Genomic DNA, 19,754 nt, shown 5'->3' on the forward strand with positions numbered 1-19,754 from the left:
GCGAGGGGGCCTGCGACAGGGTGACAGCCCCTTAGCGCGATTCTGACAAGTTCATGATGACAAGCACATTAACGGTGCGTTTGCATTTATGGCGGCGCCGTGGCCCAACCGTGGCATAGAATCGACAGCCCGCCACGCTTTGACAAGAAATCTGCCCAAAGTTGGAAAACTTGCGGCAAAAAAGCCACAGCTGGGCTCTCGCAGCGCGGGAAAAGGCCTTGAGTGCTGGAATTGTGGCAGATTTCAACGATAATGGTCCTAACGGAGTCGAGGAACTTGGGCCGCTAAGCTCAGGACGTCCGCGCGGTATTGTTTTGATTGGAACCAAATCATGTCGTCGCTGAAAGTTAAGTTGGGGATTTTGGCCGCTGGCCTGATGTTGTCGGGCTGCATGCAGGCCACGCATTACGAGGCGACCGACACCAAGGCCTTCAAGCCGAAGGACAAGGAACTCCTCGCCAAGGTTCGGTACGAGAACACCCCGGTTGCGGAGCCGTTCCGCCGTGCCATCGTCGAGTATCACCGCAAGGAGTCGCCGGGCTCGATCGTGGTCGATTCCGACAACCATTATCTCTACTACGTGCTCGATGGCGGCAAGGCGATCCGCTACGGCATTACCGTCGGCGAAGAGGCGATGGCCTGGTCGGGCATTGCCAAGGTGGGCAGCAAGACCGAGTGGCCGGCCTGGCACCCCACCCCCGGCGAAATTTCGCGCCTGGGCGTGCCGACCTATGTCGCCCCCGGCCCGGACAATCCGATGGGCTCCCGCGCGCTGTACCTCTATTCGGGTGGCAAGGACACGCTGTTCCGCATCCACGGCACCAACCAGCCGGAATATATCGGCGCCTCGATCTCGTCAGGCTGCATCCGCCTGACCAACGAGGACGCGATCGATCTCTATGATCGCGTCAAGGTCGGTACCCTCGTCGTGGTGCTCGAGCCGAAGCACGGCGACTCGCCCTACAATTCGCGCCTCGCGCTCCAGGGCGGCAGTTCCCCCTCTTCTTACTAAGCGGGTCTTGCCCGAGGCTTTGCAAAAGCGCCGGTTTCACCGGCGCTTTTTTGTTGAGGGCTTGTGCGGCTGAGTCTTGTCCGCAGCGCCCGCAGGCTTGTCCGCGGCTGCGGCAGGTTTCCCGGCCCCCTCATCATCGGTCTCATCCTTTGACTCCGGCTTGGCCGCCACCTCGCGCGGCGGCGCCTCCTCGGGCCGTTCCGCGGGCAGGAGCGGGGCGACCTGGGGCAAGGGATCCCAGACGTTCCACTGGCAGATCCGGTAGTCGTTGCGCCGCTGCGCCAGGTCGAGATGGATGTGGTCCTCGTGGTACCAGTCCGAGCCCGGGCCGAGCACGGTGGAAAAGCGCGCGCAGACCGAATGCAGCACGCGCTCGCGCACCTCGCGTGACAGGGTGCGGTCGGTGAAACCGATCGACTGTCCGTTGGCGAGCTTGATGGCGCGGACGTCGAGGGCGTTGGCCTTGCCGTGCTCGGACAGCAGCGCGCCGACGATGCGATTGCGGCCGCGGCACTCGAAGCTGTCGAAATTATCGAGATCGCTGATGGCCGAACCGAGGCTTGTGGCCAGCGGCACCATGTCCTTGCGCACCCAATCGGCGATGGCGGACGCCATGTTGCAGCGGAGGATTGCGGCCGGCTTGACCGTCACCTTGCGCTTGTCGGGCAGCACGATCGCCTCCAGCCGCACCAGATCCTCGCCGCCGCAGGCGCCGGGGCCGCGGATATCGGGAATGGACGGTGCAACCGCGATGTCCTCGGTCAGCGCGAGCCGGCAGGCCGAGACCTGCTTCTCGGGCGGCGCCGCCTCGGCGGGCTTGCCGGGAGAAGACTTGTCGGGAGAAGGTTTGCCTTCCGCCTCCGGCGCAGCCTCGTCCGTTGCCTTGGGGGCTTCCTCGGGGCGCGGTTTCGGTAGTGGGATCTTGGCGGAATGAACTTTCGCGCGCGGCCGTGGTGTACCAAGGCCAAAGATATCGAACGGCGCAGCATATTTTCGCGCCTCTGCCCGCTCCGCCAGCACAAGCGACAGCCCGAGCACGGCGGTAACCATTGCCGCGCCGGCGGACATATAGCCGCGACAAGACCATTTGCGGCGAAAGTCCGGCAGGCTAAAATTCATGACAATTCTTTGGCCCTGCGCTGAGAGCGATAACAAGTCCAGCCATACTCGGAGGAACGTCGGAATGCTTGGTTTGATGCAAGACTGGCCCCTGCTCTGCCACCGGATCATCGAACACGCCGCCAGGATTCATGGCAAGCAGGAGGTCGTCACGCGCTCGGTCGAGGGACCGATCCATCGCACCACCTACGCCGAAATCCACAAGCGGGCGCTCAAGGTCTCGCAGATGCTGGAGCGCGACGGCATCAAGCTCGGCGACCGTGTCGCAACGATTGCCTGGAACACCTGGCGCCATCTCGAGGTGTGGTACGGCATCATGGGCATCGGCGCCATCTGCCATACCGTCAATCCCCGCCTTTTCCCCGAGCAGATCGCCTGGATCATCAACCATGCGCAGGACCGCATCGTGATGACCGACATCACCTTCGTTCCGATCCTGGAGAAGATCGCCGACAAGCTTCCGAGCGTGGAGCGCTACATCGTGCTCACCGACAAGGCGCATATGCCGGAAACCACGCTGAAGAATGTGGTGGCCTACGAGGACTGGATTGCGCAGGCCGACGGCAAATTCGAATGGAAGGACTTTGACGAGAACACGGCGGCCGCGATGTGCTACACGTCCGGCACGACGGGCGACCCGAAGGGGGTGCTGTACTCGCACCGCTCCAACGTGCTGCACGCGCTGATGGCCAACAATGTCGACGCGCTCGGCACCAGCGCCTCCGAGACCATGCTGCCGGTGGTGCCGCTGTTCCACGCCAACAGCTGGGGTATCGCCTTCTCCGCGCCCTCGCAAGGCACCAAGCTGGTGATGCCCGGCGCCAAGCTCGACGGCGCCTCCGTCTATGAGCTGCTCTCGACCGAGAAGGTGACGCACACCGCCGGCGTGCCGACGGTGTGGCTGATGCTGCTCCAGCACATGGCCGCCAACAATCTGAAGCTGCCGGAGCTGAAGATGGTGATCTGCGGCGGCTCGGCGATGCCGCGCTCGATGATCAAGGCCTTCCTCGACATGGGCTCGAACGTCCGCCACGCCTGGGGCATGACCGAGATGAGCCCGATCGGCACCGTCGCGGCGCTGAAGCCGCCGTTCCAGAACGCGACCGGCGATGCGCGGCTCGACGTGCTCCAGATGCAAGGCTACGCCCCCTTCGCCGTGCAGATGAAGATCACCGACGATGCCGGCAAGGAGCTGCCCTGGGACGGCAAGACCTTCGGCCGCCTCAAGGTCTCCGGCCCCGCCGTCGCCAAGGCGTATTACCGCGTCGACGCCAACATCCTCGACGAGGAAGGCTTCTTCGACACCGGCGACGTCTCGACCATCGACGAGGACGGCTACATGCGGATCACCGACCGCTCCAAGGACGTGATCAAGTCCGGCGGCGAGTGGATCTCCTCGATCGACCTGGAAAACCTCGCGGTCGGCCATCCGGCCGTGGCGGAAGCCGCCGTGATCGGCGTGTTCCATCCCAAATGGGACGAACGGCCGCTTCTGATCGTGCAGCTCAAGCAGGGCCAGCAGGCCACGCGCGAGGACATCCTGAAGTACATGGACGGCAAGATCGCCAAATGGTGGATGCCGGACGACGTCGCCTTCGTCGACGGCATCCCGCACACCGCGACGGGCAAGATCCTGAAGACGGCGCTGCGCGACCAGTTCAAGGATTACCGCTTCCCGAACGCGGCGGCGTAGCGGGCCAAGCACACACCGTCATTCCGGGATGGTCCGAAGGACCAGACCCGGAATCTCGAGATTCCGGGTTCGATGCTTCGCATCGCCCCGGAATGACGGGCCGTAACACCCCGGTCTCCCTTGAATTTGCCCCCTAGCCGTGGTCTCAACGGCCCATTGTCGCGCCAGATCGGCCGGCACCGCCCAAAAACCCCGGCAGAGCTCAATCCCGATGGCCCGCAGGTTTTCCGCTCCCTATCAGTCGGAGCCCGTGTCCAGCCTCGCGAGCTGGGCGCGCAATCTGGCCGTGTTCGCGGTGGTGGCGGTAGGCGTATCGGTCCTCATCGTCCGCTTCGGCTTCCTGGAGATGAAGCCGGCGCTCGCGACCTTCTTCGGCGGGCTTGCGATCGCGGGTCTGTCGATCCTGTTCGGGCTCGCCGGCTTTGCCGCGATCTGGCAGAACGGCTCGCGCGGCATGGCGCGCATCCTGCTTGCCTTCCTGATCGACGGGGCGATCCTCGCCTACCCCGCCTATCTTGCCCTGCAATATCGCAAGCTGCCGGCCATCCACGACATCACCACCGATCCGATCGACCCGCCGCGCTTCGACGCGCTGTCGCGTCTGCGCACTGGTGACGGCACCAACACGGCGGTTTATGCCGGCCTGTATTCGGCCGAGCAGCAGCGCCACTTCTATCCGGACATCGAGCCGATCGAGCTCGAGATTCCGGTCGACCGCGCCTATGCGATCGCGCGCCAGCTCGTCATCAAGCGCAAATGGCTCGTCATCGACGAACGCGAGCCGCAGCCGCCGCGCCGCATCGGCCGCATCGAGGCGGTGGCGCGCACGCCCATCATGGGTTTCCGCGAGGACATCTCGATCCGGGTCGTGCCCGACGGCGACGATTCCCGCGTCGATATCCGCTCGGCCTCGCGCTATTTCGATAGCGACCTCGGCAGCAACGCCGCGCGCGTGAAGAAATTCATCGACGATCTCAACACCGCCGCCGATGCCGACGCGCTGAAGCCGGTGAAGAAGACGCCGGTGGCGCCGCCGCCCAAGGCTCCGGCGAAGACGGTGAAAAAGTAGCGAATAGCGAGTGGCGAATGGCGAGTGGAAACCATCTTCCCTATTCACTACTCCCTATTCGCCATTCGCCCCTATCCGATACGTCCCCGTGATTACGGGATCGCCATCCGTCGCCACCACGCCGCGCGCGACGAGGTCTTCCAGATGCGCCAGCACGGAATAGCCGGCGGCCGTCGTGAGGCGCGGATCGATGCCGATATAGATCGCGCGCACCATGGTCGGGATGTCGGCCTCGCCCTTGGCAAGGCGGTGCAGGATCGAGGCCTCGCGCGCCTTGCGGTGACGGATCAGGAAGCGCACGTAGCGCGGGCCGTCCGGGATCTCGGGGCCGTGACCGGAGAAATAGAGATCCTCCTCCCGCGCGGCGAGGCGATCGAGCGATTCCATGTAGTCGATCATCGAACCATCGGGCGGCGCCACGATCGATGTCGACCAGCCCATCACGTGATCGCCGACGAAATTGAATTTCCGCTCGGGCCAGGCGAACGCCAGATGGTTGGCGGTGTGGCCGGGCGTCGCCACCGCCTCAAGTCGCCAGCCCGCGCCTTCGACGACATCGCCATGCGCAATCCTGACATCGGGCGCAAAATCGCGATCGGCGCCGGATTCCGGATTGTGCTTCTCGCTTTCGAAGCGCGGGCGCGAGGCGCGGTGCGGACCTTCGGCATAGACCGGAGCGCCGGTCGCCTGCTTGATCCGCGCGGTGTTCGGCGAATGGTCGCGGTGGGTGTGGGTGACGAGGATATGGCTCACCGTCTCGCCGCGCACGGCATCGAGCAGCGCTGTCGCATGCGCCTCGTCGTCCGGGCCGGGATCGATGATGGCGACGCTGCCCTTGCCGACGATGTAGCTGACGGTACCGGTGAAAGTGAACGGGCTCGGATTGTTACAGAGCACGCGCCGCACGCCGGGGCGGACTTCCTCGACGACGCCGGCCTTCAGCGGAAAGTTGCGGTTGAACGGGATGTCGTTGTCGGACATGGCACTTCCTGTTCGTACCCCACACTCTTCGTCATACCCCGCGAAGGCGGGGTATCCAGTACGCCGCGGCGTCTGTGGCGAAGGCTAGGTCTCTGGAATACTGGATCGTCCGCTCTAGTGCGCAATTGCGCACAGGGCGGACGATGACAGTTGAGCAAGGCAAATAGCCTCGGAACCCGCGGCGTCTAGAAAAACGCCTGAATGCCCGTGATGGCGCGGCCGAGGATCAGGGCGTGGACGTCATGGGTGCCCTCGTAGGTATTGACGGTCTCGAGGTTATGGACGTGGCGCATCACGTGGTACTCGATCGAGATGCCGTTGCCGCCGTGCATGTCACGAGCGGTGCGGGCGATGTCGAGCGCCTTGCCGCAATTGTTGCGCTTCATGATCGAGATCATCTCGGGGGCGAACTTGCCCTCGTCCATCAGGCGGCCGACGCGAAGCGAGCCCTGGAGGCCCAGCGCGATCTCGGTCTCCATGTCGGCGAGCTTCTTCTGCACGAGCTGGGTCGCGGCGAGCGGCTTGCCGAACTGCTTGCGGTCGAGCGTGTACTGGCGGGCGCGGTGCATGCAGTCCTCGGCCGCGCCGAGCGCACCCCAGGAGATGCCGTAACGGGCCCGGTTGAGGCAGCCGAACGGACCCTTGAGGCCGGAGACATTGGGCAGCAGCGCGTCTTCCGGAACCACGACGCCGTCCATCACGACCTCGCCGGTGATGGAGGCGCGCAAGGACAGCTTGCCGCCGATCTTCGGCGCGGACAGGCCCTTCATGCCCTTCTCCAGCACGAAGCCGCGGATCTGGTTGTCGTGCTCGGCCGACTTGGCCCAGACCACGAACACGTCGGCGATCGGCGCGTTCGAGATCCACATCTTGCTGCCGGTGAGGCGATAGCCGTCCGAGACCTTCTCGGCGCGCGTCTTCATCCCGGCCGGATCGGAGCCGGCGTCCGGCTCGGTCAGGCCGAAGCAGCCGACCCACTCGCCGCTGGCGAGCTTCGGCAGGTACTTCTTGCGCTGGTTCTCGTCGCCATAGGCGTAGATCGGATACATCACCAGCGATGACTGCACCGAGTTCATCGAGCGATAGCCGGAATCGACCCGCTCGATCTCGCGCGCGACAAGGCCATAGGCGACATAGCTCGCATTGGCGCAGCCGTATTCCTCCGGCAGCGTGATGCCGATCAGGCCGAGCTCGCCCATCTCATTGAAGATCTCGCGGTCGGTCTTCTCTTCGAGATACGCCTTGGAGACGCGCGGCAGCAGCTTGTCCTGGGCGTAGGCGCGGGCGGTGTCGCGCACCATGCGCTCGTCTTCGGTGAGCTGCTCGTCGAGCAGGAACGGATCGTCCCACTGGAAAGAAGCCGCAGCCGGCTTGTCCTTGGCCTGAGGGCGCACGCTCATGAAACGTCCTTTCGCATCTGGTTCCGTCTGAAAATTGCCCGACAAATTAAAACGCCGTGGCAACAAGTGCAATTGCATCCTGGTTTCGGTCATTCCGGGGCGCGCAACGGCGCGACCCCGGAAAAGACGTCGTCAGGTTTCAAGTTGCTCGTTGGCAACGATCTCGATGCCGAAGCCGGACAGGCCCTTGTAGTCGTGCACCGAGGAGGTGAGATGCCGGATCGAGGTGACGCCGAGATCGCGCAGGATCTGCGCGCCGACGCCGATCTCGCGCCACTGCCGGTTGCGGTCGGCCTCCGTCGACGTCTCGTTCGGCAGCGGCGCCACGGGAACACCGGCTGCGCCATCGCGCAGATAGACCAGCACGCCACGGCCGGATTTCTTGAAGTGCTCGAGCACGGCCGCCATACGCTTGTGGCCGGTAAAGGTGTCCTTGACGATGTTCGGCTTGTGGAAGCGCGTCAGCACGTTCTTGCCGTCGCCGACCCCGTTATAGACGAAGGCGACGTGGGCGATGGAATCGAACGGCGAGCGGTAGGCATAGCCCTGCAAGGGGCCGATCGGGCTTTCGGTGACGAAGGTCGAGACCCGCTCGATCAGCTTCTCGCGCGCCTGGCGGTAGGCGATCATGTCGGCGATGGTGACGTGCTTCAGCTTGTGCTGGGCGGCGAAGCGGGCGACCTGCTCGCCCTTCATCACGCTGCCGTCGTCGTTCATCAGCTCGCTGATCACGCCGACCGGCGGAAGCCCCGAGAGCTTGCAGAGATCGACGGCGGCCTCGGTATGGCCGGAGCGCAGCAGCACGCCGCCGTCCTTGGCGATCAGCGGGAAGATGTGGCCCGGACGGGCGAAATCGTTGGCGCCGACGTTGGGATTGGCGAGCGCGCGGCAGCAGGAGGCGCGCTCCTCGGCGGAGATGCCGGTGCCGCCATCGGGCTTGTAGTCGATCGACACCGTGAACGCGGTGGTGTGCGCGGAATCGTTGTGGGCGACCATCGGATCGAGGCGCAGGCGGCGCGCGTCCTCGGTGGTCACCGGTGCGCAGACGATGCCGGAGGTGTGGCGGATGATGAACGCCATCTTCTCGGCGGTGCAGAGCGAGGCGGCGACGATCAGATCGCCCTCGCCCTCGCGGTCCTCATCGTCGGTGACGACGACGAGCTCGCCCCGGGCAAAGGCCTGCAAGACTTCCTGAATGGTATCGGGCATTTCCCAATCTCTATCGGTTATGGCCGGGAGGCTTAGCCGGACGCCTTAGCCGGACTCGGGCCGGGGCGCTAGTCTCCCCAGCGCAACCACATATGCCGGACGGCAGGCCTGCCGGGGTGGGTTCAGGCTTGCACCGAAGATACCAGGGATATAGGTGCTGACAGCCGGAGAGGAAGGCGGCCGGGCGCCGTCAGGGCAGCACTTCGCGCCGCTCGCCGAGCCGCAGATCGAGCTCGGCGCGCTTGTCGGCCAGAAGACCGGCCTGGGCGGCTTCGATCACCGTGAACAGCTCATGAGCATCGCTGAGCCGGGTCACGGTGACATAGCTGGCGCCCGCCTTATAGAGCTCGCCGACGTCGGCGAGCAGGTCGGCGGTCGCGACGATCAGGGCGGTCGGGTTGAGCGCCCGGACGTGGCGGACCAGCTTCTCATTGGTGGCGCCCTTCAGCAGCGAATCCGGCACGCTGAGGATGATCATCTCGGACTTGCCAACGCCGGCATGGAGCAGCGTGTCGACATTGCTGATATCGCCATAGATCACGTGCAGGTCGCGCGAAAGCAGGGTCTGGTACACATTGGGGTTGAAGTCGACCACGGTGATCTGCTCCAGCAGCACAGGGGCCTGGCGTTCGATCTCGGCGAGAAGCGCGCTCGCCGCGCGGAAAAAACCGAGGATGACGATGCGGCGCGCCTCGCCATGCCCACCCTCATGGCCTTCCTCGGCATGTCCGCCGCCATGATCGAGGTCGCGCAAGCCGATCCGCTTCAGGGGACCGATCGCCCAGCGGGTGATCTCGTCGCTGCGCGTCATCACGAAGGTCGAGAGCACGGCCAGCACCACGAAGGCAAAGGAGGCCGCGTTCGCCGTCTCGGCCGCGATGTGGTGGTCGGCGATACCGGTCTGGATCACCACCAGCGAGAACTCGGAGATCTGCGCGAGGTTCAGGGCCGGCAGCAGGCTGGCCCGCAGGCCCTGCTTCATCAGGTAGAGCGGGGCGAAGGTGGTGACGAGGCGGCTCACCACCGTGAACGCGGCGATCATCAGCGCCAGCCCGATCACCGAAAGGCCGGGCACGGGAATGGTCATGCCGAGCGCGACGAAGAACAGCGTGATGAAGAAATCGCGGAGCGTGGTGACCTTGGCCGTCACGTCGAGCGCATAGGGGAAGGTCGAGAGCGAGACGCCGGCGATCAGGGCGCCCATCTCGCGCGACAGCGACAACCGCTCGGCGGTCTCGGCGACGAGAAAGCACCAGGCGAGCGCGCCGAGCAGGATCAGCTCGGGACGCCGGGCGATCTGGTGGAACAGGCGCGGCAGCACGTAACGGCTGACCAGCAGCGCGGCGGCCACCAGCACCGCGACGCGGCCGATCGAGAGCAGGATGACGCCGACCTGCAAATTGGCAAGGCTCGGCTGCACCGCCAGGAACAGGATGGCGAAGATGTCCTGGAGCACGAGAACGCCGAGGGTGATGCGGCCCGGCAGCGTGTCGAGCTCGCGCTTCTCGTAGAGCACCTTGACGATGATGACGGTGCTCGACAACGCGCAGGCGACACAGAGATAGAGCGCATCGAAACGGCCGCCGCCGAGCGACAGGCCGATGCAGACGAAGAACAGCACCCCGAGCAGGCAGCCGCCGAGAAGCTGGCCTCCGGCCGCGAACAGGATCACCTTTCCCGCCCGCACGATCTTCTTGAGGTCGATCTCCAGCCCGATCATGAACAGCATGAAGATCAGGCCGAGCTCGGAGATGACGCTGATCGATTCCTGCGACTTGACCCACCCGGCGCCGAATGGACCTATGCAGAAGCCGGCGATAAGGTAGGCCAGGATCAGGGGTTGCCGGGAGAAATGGGCCACCAGGCCCAACATCCAGGCAAACAGGATACAGAGAGTGATGTCGCGAATGAGTTCGTGCATGCCAAATTGGTCCGTTTTGCCGCACCCTAGAGACGGAGTGCGGTGCGACAAGCGAGCAATTCGTCACATGCGAATGATGCTCTGGTTGATAGTCCTGCTCTGCCCGCTCGCATCCGCCCTGCCCGCGCTAGCCCAATCCAAGATCAACATAGAGCAAAGCTTTGCCGATTCGCTCACCGCGCTGCCGAAGGAGGAGCTCGCCGTCGCCGGTGGCTTCTATGTGCCGGCCTATTCCAGCGTTGCGATGAGCCAGGGCAAGCTGCGCGTCGACTTCTCGGTGACGCTGAGCGTGCACAACGCCTCCGAGACCCAGCCGTTGGTGGTCAAGCGCATCGCCTATTTCGACACCGCTGGCAAGCTGGTCGAGAGCTATCTGAAGGCTCCGGTCGCCTTGAAGCCGCTCGCCACCGTCTCGATCTTCATTCCGACCGACGACGTGCGCGGCGGGACGGGAGCCAATTTTCTCGTCGACTGGGCCGCAACCGGCGAGATCGCCGAGCCGGTGGCCGAGGCTTTGATGGTTGGCGGCGTCGCCAATGCGCATTACGCTTTCATCAGCCAGGGTCGTCCGACGCGGACGGCCGGCAAGAAGTAAGGCCGCCCCATCCGGGCGGCCGGCAAGAAAAGCAACGCTGGCCGGCGCAACGCCGCCCCGCTCAACGAGACAAGAAACGAGGAAATCCCCATGACGTCCAGCTTCGATTTCGCGCCCCTGTTTCCGGCAGGGCTGCCGGCCCCCTCTGCGCGCTGGACGGGCCTTGCCAAATACAGCTTCGTCGGCGGCAACAACGACTCCGAACAGGTGCCGCTCGAGGGCCTGATCGAGGCGACCAACCTCGCCTTGCAGCGCGAGGGCCGGTCGCTTGCGACGTACGGGCTGGCGCATGGACCTCAGGGCTATCTGCCCTTGCGCGAATTCCTCGTCACCAAGCTCAAGCGCGATGCCGGCATTGCCTGCACCGTCGACGACCTCCTGATCGTCTCCGGCTCGCTCCAGGCGCTCGACCTCGTCAACAACACGCTGCTGGCGCGCGGCGACACCGTGATCGTCGAGCAGGAGAGCTATCAGGGAGCGCTGACCCGCCTGGCACGACTGGGTGTCAACGTGGTCGGCATTCCCCTCGACAAGGACGGCATGCGCATGGATGTGCTGGCCGCGACGCTGGCCGACCTCAGGAGCCGCGGCATCCGGCCCAAATACATCTACACCATCCCGACGGTGCAGAATCCGACCGGCAGCATCATGCCGGAGAGCCGGCGCGCCGAGCTATTGCTGCTGTCGGCCGAATATGGCGTGCCGGTCTTCGAGGACGATTGCTATGCCGACCTCGTCTGGTCGGGACAGCGGCCGCCCGCGATCTACGCGATGAGCCCGAACGGTGGGGTGATCCATATCGGCTCGTTCTCGAAGTCGATCGCGCCGGCGCTGCGCGTCGGCTTCATCGTGGCGCCATGGGATGTGATGTCGCGGATGCTGGCGCTGAAGACGGATGCGGGCTCCGGCGCACTGGAGCAGATGGTGCTGGCCACCTATTGCAAGCCGCATTTTTCGACCCATGTGCCGGCCCTGACGAAGGCGCTGCGCACCAAGCTCGACACGCTGATGGAAGCGCTCAACGAGCAGTTCGGCACGGCGGCCGAGTTCGAGGAGCCGAAGGGCGGCATCTTCCTGTGGGTGAAGCTGCCCGACCAGGTCGATACGCTGAAACTGTATCAGGCAGCGCTTGCGGCCGGCGTCTCGATCAATCCGGGACCGGAATGGTCGACCAACAAGGGCCATTCCAGTTCGCGCCTGCGGCTGTGCTTTGCGAGCCCTTCACATCAGCAGATCCGCGAGGGCGTCGCCGTACTGGCCGAAGTCTGCCGCCGCGAGTTCGGCGTGCCGGCCCGCAGCGCCAACGTGGAGAAGCAGGCCTAAAGCGCGATGAGATTGGGACGAATCGTCATCGCGCTTTAGATTATTGTTTGAGCATGATCTATTCGGAAAACCGCTTCACACTTTTCCGGATCATGCTCCAAGGCTAGCTTGAGGCCGCCTTCTCAAGCCGCCTGGGGCTGGCTGCCGTGGATCGCGGAAGCCAGCCGCAGCAACAGGACGATCGAGACGTTGCCCTTGCCGGCCTCGATCTGCGCGATGTAGCGCTCGGAGATTCCGGAGCGCCGGGCAAGCTCCCGGCGCGACAGATCGCAGCGGGTGCGCGAAGTCCGCAGCCGGTCGCCCAGCTCAGCCAGAAACGCGGTCTCCGAATAGGGTGGCACGGCGCAGCTCCCCGGCAGCACTTCGCCCGCAAAATCCATGACTTGATTCAGCATTGGTCTATCCACGTTCGCCTTCGGGAAGCGCCATCCTACCCCCGAAACGGCCGGCCTCATTGACGCGGATCAAATTCGCGCGCGATCGTCGGCTGCCGTGGACGAGCGCGAGCGGGATGCTACACTTTGGAATTCTTCGAGGTGGGGCCTGCCAGGACATGTCGCGTTGTTCGAGCCGCTGGATCGCAGCTGCGGTGCTGTGGATTGCGCTCGCGTCCACGGCGCGTGCCGAGACGCTTGCGGTGACGGTCGAACAATGGGGCCTGCTCGGCTCATGGGCGGTCGATTGCGCGGCTCGGCCCGATCGCGACAAGGGCGCGCTCTTGACTTACGAGATCAGGAAGGACGGCCGGGTGATGTACCGGCGCAATTTCGGCGACGCCAGGGACGAGAACGAGGTCGTCTCCGCCACGGTCAACGCCGAAGGCCTGCTCAATGTGATGGTGTTCTTCCCCTCGCTGCATCAGACGCGCGAATTTGGTCTCTTCTTGCAGGAGGACGGCAGCCTGCGCGCGATCTACAATCGCAGCGAGCGCGGCGAGTACACGATCAGGGACGGCAAATACGTTGCCACGGGCACGCCGACGCTCACACAACAACGCTGCGATTGATCATCTGAACATCCATTCAGAATTCTCCCGCAGTTCCTCCGGAACGTTCACAGCGATGCGCGGTTTAGATGTGCATTCGACTGGAGGAAGACATCATGAAGAAGCTTGGTTATGTGGTTGCCGCTCTCGGTGCGCTCGCGGTTGCGGCGCCGACGCTGGCAAGTGCGGAGACGGTGGTGATCAAGCGCGGTCATCATCACGGCCCGTACGGCGCGCGCGCCGAGTACCGCATGCATCACGACCGCGGCTGGCATCGTGGCTGGCACCATCGCGGCGACAGGGTCGTCGTGATCAAGCGCAGCCATCGCCACCACCACTGGGACTAATGCGCAACGCAAACGTGGAAATGGCCCCTCGCGGGGGCCATTTCTTTGCGTATGCGAGCGCTCGTCGCTAATCCCAGGCCGGCGCGAAGCCCGGATCGACGCAGCGCTTGTCCTTCGACAGCGTCGCGATCTTCTTGCGGTCGGCCTCGTCAAGCGTGATCTTCAGCGCGTCGAGATTGGCCTTTTGGCTCTCGCGGCGCGACGCCTTCGGGATCGCCGCGACGCCGTCCTGGTCGAGCAGCCATTTCAGCGCCACTTGAGCGGCGGTCGCGTTGTACCTGGCGCCGATCTCAGCCAGCACCGGATCGGTCGCGAAGCGCCCCTGCGCCAGCGGACAATAGGCGACCAGCGGGATCGACTTGGCCTTGAGAAAGGCCAGCACCTTCGATTGATCGAGCATCGCGTGATATTCGACCTGGTTGCAGGCGATCGGCGCCCTGATGTCCTCGACCGCGGTCTTGAGCAGCGCCGTGGTGAAATTGGCAACGCCGATGGCCCGCGTACGTCCCTCCTCCTTCAGCTTCATCAGGGTCTCGAACACCGCGCCCCAGTTCGCGGCCCGCGACGGCCAGTGCACGAGATAGAGATCGACATGGTCGAGCCGGAGCTTCTTCAGGCTGGCGTCGAAGGCGCGGCGGATCGCATCCGGCGCCAGATTCTCATGCCAGACCTTCGTCGTGACGTGGAGCTCTGCTCGCGGCACGCGCGCAGCGGCGATGGCTGAACCGATCGGCTCCTCGTTGGCGTACATCTCGGCGGTATCGATGTGGCGATAGCCGATCGCGAGCGCGCTCTCGACCGCCGCGCGGCAGGCATCGCCCTGCATGCGGAAGGTGCCGAGGCCGAGCTTGGGCATGCTGATGCCCTGTGTCTTCAGATGGTCCATGAAACAGCTCCTGACGTCATTCATCCCGCCAGGCTCGCGGCGCAGCCGCAGCGACGGACTCTTCGGTGATGGAAAAGAAGTGGCGGGAGCAGCGATGATAGCGCGGGAGGCGCGGGCCGGCCAATCAAGATCGGGTTAGCTTTTGGGGCGCACGACGCCTGCCCACCATCATGCCCGGCCATGACGTCGGAGAACTTGTCCGCCCCTCACGAATGCTGCGCCACCACGGCCGGGCGCGCCTCTGGCTGGGGCACGATATCGACCGACCAGAGGTCGCGGTTGCCGACATCCTTCAAGGTCACCGTCATCACGCCGGTCGCGCCGTCGATGTCGACGCGGCCGAAGAACTGCAAGCCGAAGCACGGCGCCAGGTTCTCGCCCTGCGCGGCGCTACAGCCGTTCTGGTACATCGCGACCGGGCCGAAGGTGTCATCGAGCTCGCCCGGGCCCCAGGTGCCCGCATGCAGCGGGCCGGAGACGAACTCCCAGAACGGCTCGAAATCCTGGAATTGCGCCTTGTTCGGATCGTAGTAATGCGCGGCGGTGTAGTGCATGTCGGCAGTGAGCCAGACGATGTTGCGGATTCCGGCGCGTTTGATCGAGGCGAGAAGATCGGCAATCTCGTGCTCGCGCCGGTCAGGCGCACCGTTGCCGAGCGCAACGGCGTCCAGGCTGACCAGGCCGATCGGCAAATCGGCTGCGATCACCCTCCAGGTCGCCCGCGAGGCGGCCAGCTCCCGCTTGAGCCAGCCGAGTTGCTCGGCGCCAAGAAGCCAGCCGCGGTGATCGTCACCCTTGTTCCAGCTATTGTCGCGATAGCTGCGCATGTCGATCATGAAGACGTCGAGCAGCGGGCCGTAAGCGATCTTGCGATAGACCCGGCCCTGCCGCGCGCCGATGTCGCGGATCGGCATGAAGTCGAAGAAGGCGCGGCGGGCGCGCGCGACCAGGCGCGGCGTGCCGTCGTCCTCGAAGCCGGCCTCATCGTAGCTGCCGGTCGGCGACCAGTCGTTGGTCACTTCGTGATCGTCCCATTGCGCGAACATCGGCACCTCGGCGTGGAAGGCGCGAAAATTCTCATCGAGATGGTTGTATTTGTAGTTGCCGCGGAACTGCGCCAGCGTATGCGCGACCTCGGCTTTCTCTTCGGTCACGAGATTGCGCCAGGTCTCGCCGTTCGGCAGCTGCTGCTCGGAAGGAATCGTACAGTCGGCGTAGATGTGGTCGCCGGAGTGGATGAAGAAGTCGGGTCGGTTGTCCAGCATGGTGCGATAGCTGCGATAGCCGCCACGTGAAATGTCGATGCCCCAGCCCTGTCCCGCGACGTCGCCCGACCACAGGAATGAGATCGACCGGCTGGCGGCCGGCGCGGTGCGGAAATGGCCGACGCGGGCCTCGCCGGCAATGCCGGTCGCGATGTCGTCGAAGCGCACGCGATAGAAGATGTCCTGCCCCGCCGGCAGATCGTTCAGCAGCAGCTTCGAGGTGAAATCGGCATCGGGCAGCGCATCGCCGGAGGCCGACGCGATGATCGTCTTGAAGCTCTCGACGGTCGAGCACTCCACCTGCATCCGCGCGGGCCGGTCGGCGCGCGCCCAGATCACGGCGGAGCCGTCCGAGACGTCGCCGGACTGGATGCCGCCCGCAATCCGCGGGCGATCGGCGGCGCGGCTGAGATGCGGCGTTGCGAGCGTGCCGAGCGAGGCGATGGCGAGGCTGGAGGTCGAGCGAACCAGAAATTGCCGCCGGGTCCAAGCCCGCGCGGCGCGGAGCGATGCCATTCAGGAGACCTTCGTCGAATCGCGACGGAAGGTGCCTGCGCTCCTTGACTCCCACCCTTACGGTTTCTTGACTCCACGCCTACGGTTTTACGACGTAGGGATGACGCCGAGTTCCAGACGCGGCTGCGGTGCACTCCCTCGCCCCGCTTGCGGGGAGAGGGTTGGGGTGAGGGGGAGTCTCCGCCGGGACGCCGAGAGTTGGACTCGCGGAGACTCCCCCTCACCCGGAATTCAAGCTTCGCTCGAATTCCGGCCTCTCCCCGCATGCGGGGAGAGGCGAAGAGATCGCTGAGCTAGCGCTTCCAGTTGCAGATGCCGCCGGAGCGGCACGGCCAGGTCTGGATGCGCGTGTCCATCGCCTGGGCGTCGAGCGGGTTGCCGCGGCGATGTGCGAGCTTCGCGCGCGCCGCGCCGCGCGGCTGTGCGCTCTTCGTATGCGCGACCTTCGGCTCCGGGACATGCACGCGTTCGGCGGCAACCTTCTTCGGCACGTCAATCGGCTCAATGCGCGCCTGCGCCTCGTTGCCACCGCGCGCCTCCATAGCGACCGGCGCGAATTGCGTCTCCGGCCCGAGCCGCTTCGGCGACAGCACGGCCTTGGACAGATCGAGGCCGAAATACTCGCCGGGCTTGTAGTCATCGGCGCGCGAGGCGCCGCCCCATGCGAGCGCGACGGCAACGGCAACCGCAAACGAAACGCTTTTCAGGACCACGGACGCCTCCTGAAATTGATTATGAAAGGGACAATTTACCCCTATTTAGGAGGCGTCACGCGCAATTCCAGCGGCCGATTGCCGCCGTGGTTAAGAAGTTTGGCGGAATTAGGCGACCTTTCGCGCCGTTCCAGTCCCATCCAGGAACCCGAGCAGGCGGTTGCGGATGATGGTTTCCGCCTCGCTCATGATCCGATCCACGAGTTCCTTGCAGGACGGGATGTCGCGGATGAGGCCTGCGACCATGCCGCAGCTCCAGGCGCCGGCGTCCATCTGGCCGTCGATCATGATCCTCGGATAGACCCCTGCGACCTGGTCGTGAATGTCGTCGATCGTCAGCTTGTCGCCCTTCGCGTGCTCGATCTCGAGCAGGCGGTCGACATTGGCGTTCTTCAGCACGCGCTCGGTGTTGCGCAAGCTCCGCATGATCAGGCGGGTGTCGAGCTCGGTCGCCGCGACCAGCGCGTTCTTCACGTTCTGATGCACCGGCGCCTCCTTGGTGGCGATGAAGCGCGTGCCCATGTTCATGCCGGCCGCGCCCAGCGACAGCGCCGCGACGAGGCTGCGCCCATCGGCCATGCCGCCGGAGGCGACGAACGGGATCTTCAACTCCTCCGCCGCGCGCGGCAGCAGGATCATGTTGGGAATGTCGTCCTCGCCGGGGTGACCGCCGCACTCGAAACCATCGACGCTGACGGCGTCGCAGCCGATCCGCTCGGCCTTGAGCGAATGGCGCACCGAGGTGCATTTGTGGATCACCTTGATGCCGGCCGCCTTCAGCGCCGGCATGTAGGCTTCCGGGCTGCGCCCCGCGGTCTCAACCGCCTTGATGCCACCCTCGACGATCGCGGCGATGTATTCCGGATAGGGCGGCGCCGAGAAAGTCGGCAGGAAGGTGAGGTTCACGCCGAACGGCTTGTCGGTCATGTCGCGACAGCGCGCGATTTCCTTCGCGAGCAGCTCGGGCGTCTTCTGCGTGAGGCCGGTGATGATGCCGAGCCCGCCGGCATTGGAGACTGCGGCAGCCAGCTCGGCAAAGCCGACGAAATGCATGCCGCCCTGGATGATCGGGTGTTCGATGCCGAACAGTTCGGTGATGGCAGTCTTCACGTCAGCTTCCTCCGGGATTTCGGTTTGTATTCGGATCAGTCTAGCCGCAGTCTCGTGCCGCGGTCACCATTTCTCGCCGAAGGGACGGATCTCCATCTCGAACGTCCAGGCGCTCTTCGGCTGCTGATAGAGCTGCCAATAGGCATCCGCGACCGACGACGGTGGCATCAGGAGGTCGGGATTGTCGAGCGCGTTGGGGCCGAGCGCCTCGAGCCGGCGCTGCCGCACCCATTCGGTATCCACACCGGAATCGATGATGAGATGGGCGACGTGGATGTTCTTCGGCCCCAGCTCGCGCGCCATCGCCTGCGCCACTGCGCGCAGACCGAACTTGGCGCTGGCAAAGGCGGCAAAGCCGCTGCCGCCACGCAAGGAGGCGGTGGCGCCGGTGAAGAAGATGTTGCCGCCGCCGCGCGGCAGCATCAATCGCGCCGCTTCGCGGCCGGCGAGGAAGCCGGAATAGCAGGCCATCTCCCACACCTTGCGGAAGACGCGCTCGGTGGTGTCGAGGATCGGGAAATTGACGTTGGCGCCGACGTTGAAGATGCAGACTTCGAGCGGCGCACGCTTGTCTGCGTCGTTGAGGAAGGCGATGACCTCTTCCTCTTTCCGCGCATCGAGCGAGCGGGCGTGGATCTCGCCGCCGGCGGCCTCGATGTCCTGCACCAGCGGCGCGAGCTTGTCGCCATTGCGACGGCCGGCGAAGATCGAGAAACCTTCCGCGGCGAACTTCTTGGCGATCTCGGAGCCGATGAAATCGCCGGCCCCGATCACAGCGGCTGTCGCGTTTCGCTTGGGCAAGGTCGCCTCCTCCGGTACGCCGCGCCTGCAACTGCGCGGCTGGCATGTGTTGGCGAGAGGCTATAGTTCTAAAATAGAACTGTCAAACTTGGCGAACGAATGGTAGTCTCAGCGACGAATTGTGCTGAACATTCAGGTAAGTTCCTTTTTCAGACTTACGACGCCGGAGACGCATCATGAAATGGGATACGCTGGACGAGGAGCCCTGTTCGCTCTCCCGCACGGTCGCCGTGGTCGGCGACCGCTGGACGCTGCTGATCCTGCGCGAATGCTTCTTGCGTGTGCGGCGGTTCGAAGCGTTCCAGTCCTCGCTTCAGATCACGCGGCACCTGCTCTCGGAGCGGCTGAAGAAGCTGGTCCGTTTCGGCATCCTGCGCCGCGTCCCCTATTCCGAGGCGCCGAAGCGCTACGAATACATCCTCACCCAGAAGGGCCTCGACCTCTACCCGATCATCATGGCGATGGTGCATTGGGGCGACACCCACATGGGCGACGAGCGCGGCCGTCCGCTGCTGCACGAGCACAAGACTTGCGGCAAGCTGTTCGACCCCGTGATGGTATGCTCGGAATGCGGCGAGGCTCTGAATGCCAAGCAGGTGCATGTGCATGCGGGGCCGGGGCGGAAGGAGGCGGTGGGGTGAAGCTCCTGCTCAACACCGTCATTGCGCGGAGCCCTTGCGACGGTCGCGGTAGGGACGCTCATTGCTGGGCGCCCCCCGCACAGATCCGTACGTGCGGCTTTCCCGCATACGGCTCCCACCTCGGGTGAGTAGCGGTGAAGCGTGTTCGGGGCCAAGGATGGAGGATTT

The 19,754-nt window shown here is 64.7% G+C and carries 19 protein-coding genes; 8 read left to right on the forward strand and 11 right to left on the reverse strand.

What is annotated here, in order from left to right:
• The first annotated feature begins 331 nt into the window (after positions 1–331).
• Positions 332–1,012: a L,D-transpeptidase gene (locus tag GPL20_RS36735; RefSeq protein WP_157337301.1), complete on the forward strand. Its 681-nt coding sequence runs from the start codon at positions 332–334 to the stop codon at positions 1,010–1,012.
• Between the two features lie 36 nt (positions 1,013–1,048).
• Here the strand turns inward: GPL20_RS36735 and GPL20_RS36740 are convergent, their stop codons facing one another.
• Positions 1,049–2,131, reverse strand: a complete 1,083-nt coding sequence (locus GPL20_RS36740; protein WP_157337303.1) for an extensin family protein — start codon at positions 2,129–2,131, stop codon at positions 1,049–1,051.
• A gap of 64 nt (positions 2,132–2,195) precedes the next feature.
• Here GPL20_RS36740 and GPL20_RS36745 point away from each other — a divergent pair, with 64 nt between their 5' ends.
• Positions 2,196–3,824 carry a fatty-acid--CoA ligase gene (locus GPL20_RS36745; protein ID WP_157337305.1) on the forward strand — a complete coding sequence of 543 codons (1,629 nt, stop codon included), beginning with the start codon at positions 2,196–2,198 and terminating at the stop codon, positions 3,822–3,824.
• A gap of 211 nt (positions 3,825–4,035) precedes the next feature.
• The gene (locus GPL20_RS36750) at positions 4,036–4,893 is read left to right on the forward strand and encodes a DUF1499 domain-containing protein (protein WP_157337307.1); all 858 of its coding nucleotides are present in this window, start codon (positions 4,036–4,038) and stop codon (positions 4,891–4,893) included.
• 54 nt (positions 4,894–4,947) lie between these two features.
• Here the strand turns inward: GPL20_RS36750 and GPL20_RS36755 are convergent, their stop codons facing one another.
• The 4 genes from GPL20_RS36755 to GPL20_RS36770 all read right to left on the reverse strand — a co-directional run bounded on the left by GPL20_RS36755 (position 4,948) and on the right by GPL20_RS36770 (position 10,404).
• Complete coding sequence (locus tag GPL20_RS36755) at positions 4,948–5,874, reverse strand: MBL fold metallo-hydrolase (RefSeq protein ID WP_157337309.1); 927 nt, start codon at positions 5,872–5,874, stop codon at positions 4,948–4,950.
• A gap of 185 nt (positions 5,875–6,059) precedes the next feature.
• Positions 6,060–7,274, reverse strand: coding sequence for an acyl-CoA dehydrogenase (locus GPL20_RS36760; RefSeq protein ID WP_157337312.1), 1,215 nt, complete (start codon positions 7,272–7,274; stop codon positions 6,060–6,062).
• Positions 7,275–7,406: 132 nt separating this feature from the next.
• Entirely contained in the window at positions 7,407–8,483 is a 1,077-nt protein-coding gene (ribB, locus tag GPL20_RS36765) for a 3,4-dihydroxy-2-butanone-4-phosphate synthase (RefSeq protein WP_157337314.1), read from the reverse strand.
• A 190-nt stretch (positions 8,484–8,673) separates the two neighbouring features.
• The gene (locus GPL20_RS36770; protein WP_157337316.1) at positions 8,674–10,404 is read right to left on the reverse strand and encodes a cation:proton antiporter; all 1,731 of its coding nucleotides are present in this window, start codon (positions 10,402–10,404) and stop codon (positions 8,674–8,676) included.
• Positions 10,405–10,471: 67 nt separating this feature from the next.
• Between GPL20_RS36770 and GPL20_RS36775 the strand changes: the two genes are divergently transcribed.
• Both GPL20_RS36775 and GPL20_RS36780 read left to right on the forward strand, forming a co-directional pair.
• Positions 10,472–10,999 carry a DUF3124 domain-containing protein gene (locus GPL20_RS36775; RefSeq protein ID WP_167533362.1) on the forward strand — a complete coding sequence of 176 codons (528 nt, stop codon included), beginning with the start codon at positions 10,472–10,474 and terminating at the stop codon, positions 10,997–10,999.
• 90 nt (positions 11,000–11,089) lie between these two features.
• A complete protein-coding gene (locus GPL20_RS36780) occupies positions 11,090–12,322 on the forward strand; it encodes an aminotransferase-like domain-containing protein (protein ID WP_157337320.1) in 1,233 nt (410 codons plus the stop codon).
• Between the two features lie 122 nt (positions 12,323–12,444).
• On the opposite strand, the gene GPL20_RS36785 is transcribed toward GPL20_RS36780, so the two are convergent.
• Positions 12,445–12,717 carry a helix-turn-helix domain-containing protein gene (locus tag GPL20_RS36785; RefSeq protein ID WP_167533363.1) on the reverse strand — a complete coding sequence of 91 codons (273 nt, stop codon included), beginning with the start codon at positions 12,715–12,717 and terminating at the stop codon, positions 12,445–12,447.
• 158 nt (positions 12,718–12,875) lie between these two features.
• Between GPL20_RS36785 and GPL20_RS36790 the strand changes: the two genes are divergently transcribed.
• Positions 12,876–13,328 (forward strand): hypothetical protein, encoded by a 453-nt coding sequence (locus GPL20_RS36790; protein WP_167533364.1) that lies wholly within the window; start codon positions 12,876–12,878, stop codon positions 13,326–13,328.
• 95 nt (positions 13,329–13,423) lie between these two features.
• The gene (locus tag GPL20_RS36795) at positions 13,424–13,654 is read left to right on the forward strand and encodes a hypothetical protein (protein ID WP_157337326.1); all 231 of its coding nucleotides are present in this window, start codon (positions 13,424–13,426) and stop codon (positions 13,652–13,654) included.
• 67 nt (positions 13,655–13,721) lie between these two features.
• Here the strand turns inward: GPL20_RS36795 and GPL20_RS36800 are convergent, their stop codons facing one another.
• The 5 genes from GPL20_RS36800 to GPL20_RS36820 form a co-directional block, all read right to left on the reverse strand.
• Complete coding sequence (locus GPL20_RS36800; RefSeq protein ID WP_157337328.1) at positions 13,722–14,540, reverse strand: aldo/keto reductase; 819 nt, start codon at positions 14,538–14,540, stop codon at positions 13,722–13,724.
• A 206-nt stretch (positions 14,541–14,746) separates the two neighbouring features.
• Positions 14,747–16,321 (reverse strand): alkaline phosphatase D family protein, encoded by a 1,575-nt coding sequence (locus GPL20_RS36805; RefSeq protein ID WP_157337331.1) that lies wholly within the window; start codon positions 16,319–16,321, stop codon positions 14,747–14,749.
• A 293-nt stretch (positions 16,322–16,614) separates the two neighbouring features.
• Complete coding sequence (locus GPL20_RS36810) at positions 16,615–17,034, reverse strand: hypothetical protein (protein ID WP_254126549.1); 420 nt, start codon at positions 17,032–17,034, stop codon at positions 16,615–16,617.
• 108 nt (positions 17,035–17,142) lie between these two features.
• Positions 17,143–18,144, reverse strand: coding sequence for an NAD(P)H-dependent flavin oxidoreductase (locus tag GPL20_RS36815; protein ID WP_254126548.1), 1,002 nt, complete (start codon positions 18,142–18,144; stop codon positions 17,143–17,145).
• Positions 18,145–18,207: 63 nt separating this feature from the next.
• Complete coding sequence (locus GPL20_RS36820) at positions 18,208–18,945, reverse strand: SDR family oxidoreductase (RefSeq protein WP_157337334.1); 738 nt, start codon at positions 18,943–18,945, stop codon at positions 18,208–18,210.
• A 176-nt stretch (positions 18,946–19,121) separates the two neighbouring features.
• Here GPL20_RS36820 and GPL20_RS36825 point away from each other — a divergent pair, with 176 nt between their 5' ends.
• Positions 19,122–19,586 (forward strand): winged helix-turn-helix transcriptional regulator, encoded by a 465-nt coding sequence (locus GPL20_RS36825; RefSeq protein ID WP_157337336.1) that lies wholly within the window; start codon positions 19,122–19,124, stop codon positions 19,584–19,586.
• The last annotated feature ends 168 nt before the right edge of the window (positions 19,587–19,754 follow it).

Origin of the sequence: Bradyrhizobium cajani (assembly GCF_009759665.1) — a bacterium.
Taxonomy (GTDB): Bacteria; Pseudomonadota; Alphaproteobacteria; order Rhizobiales; family Xanthobacteraceae; genus Bradyrhizobium; species Bradyrhizobium cajani.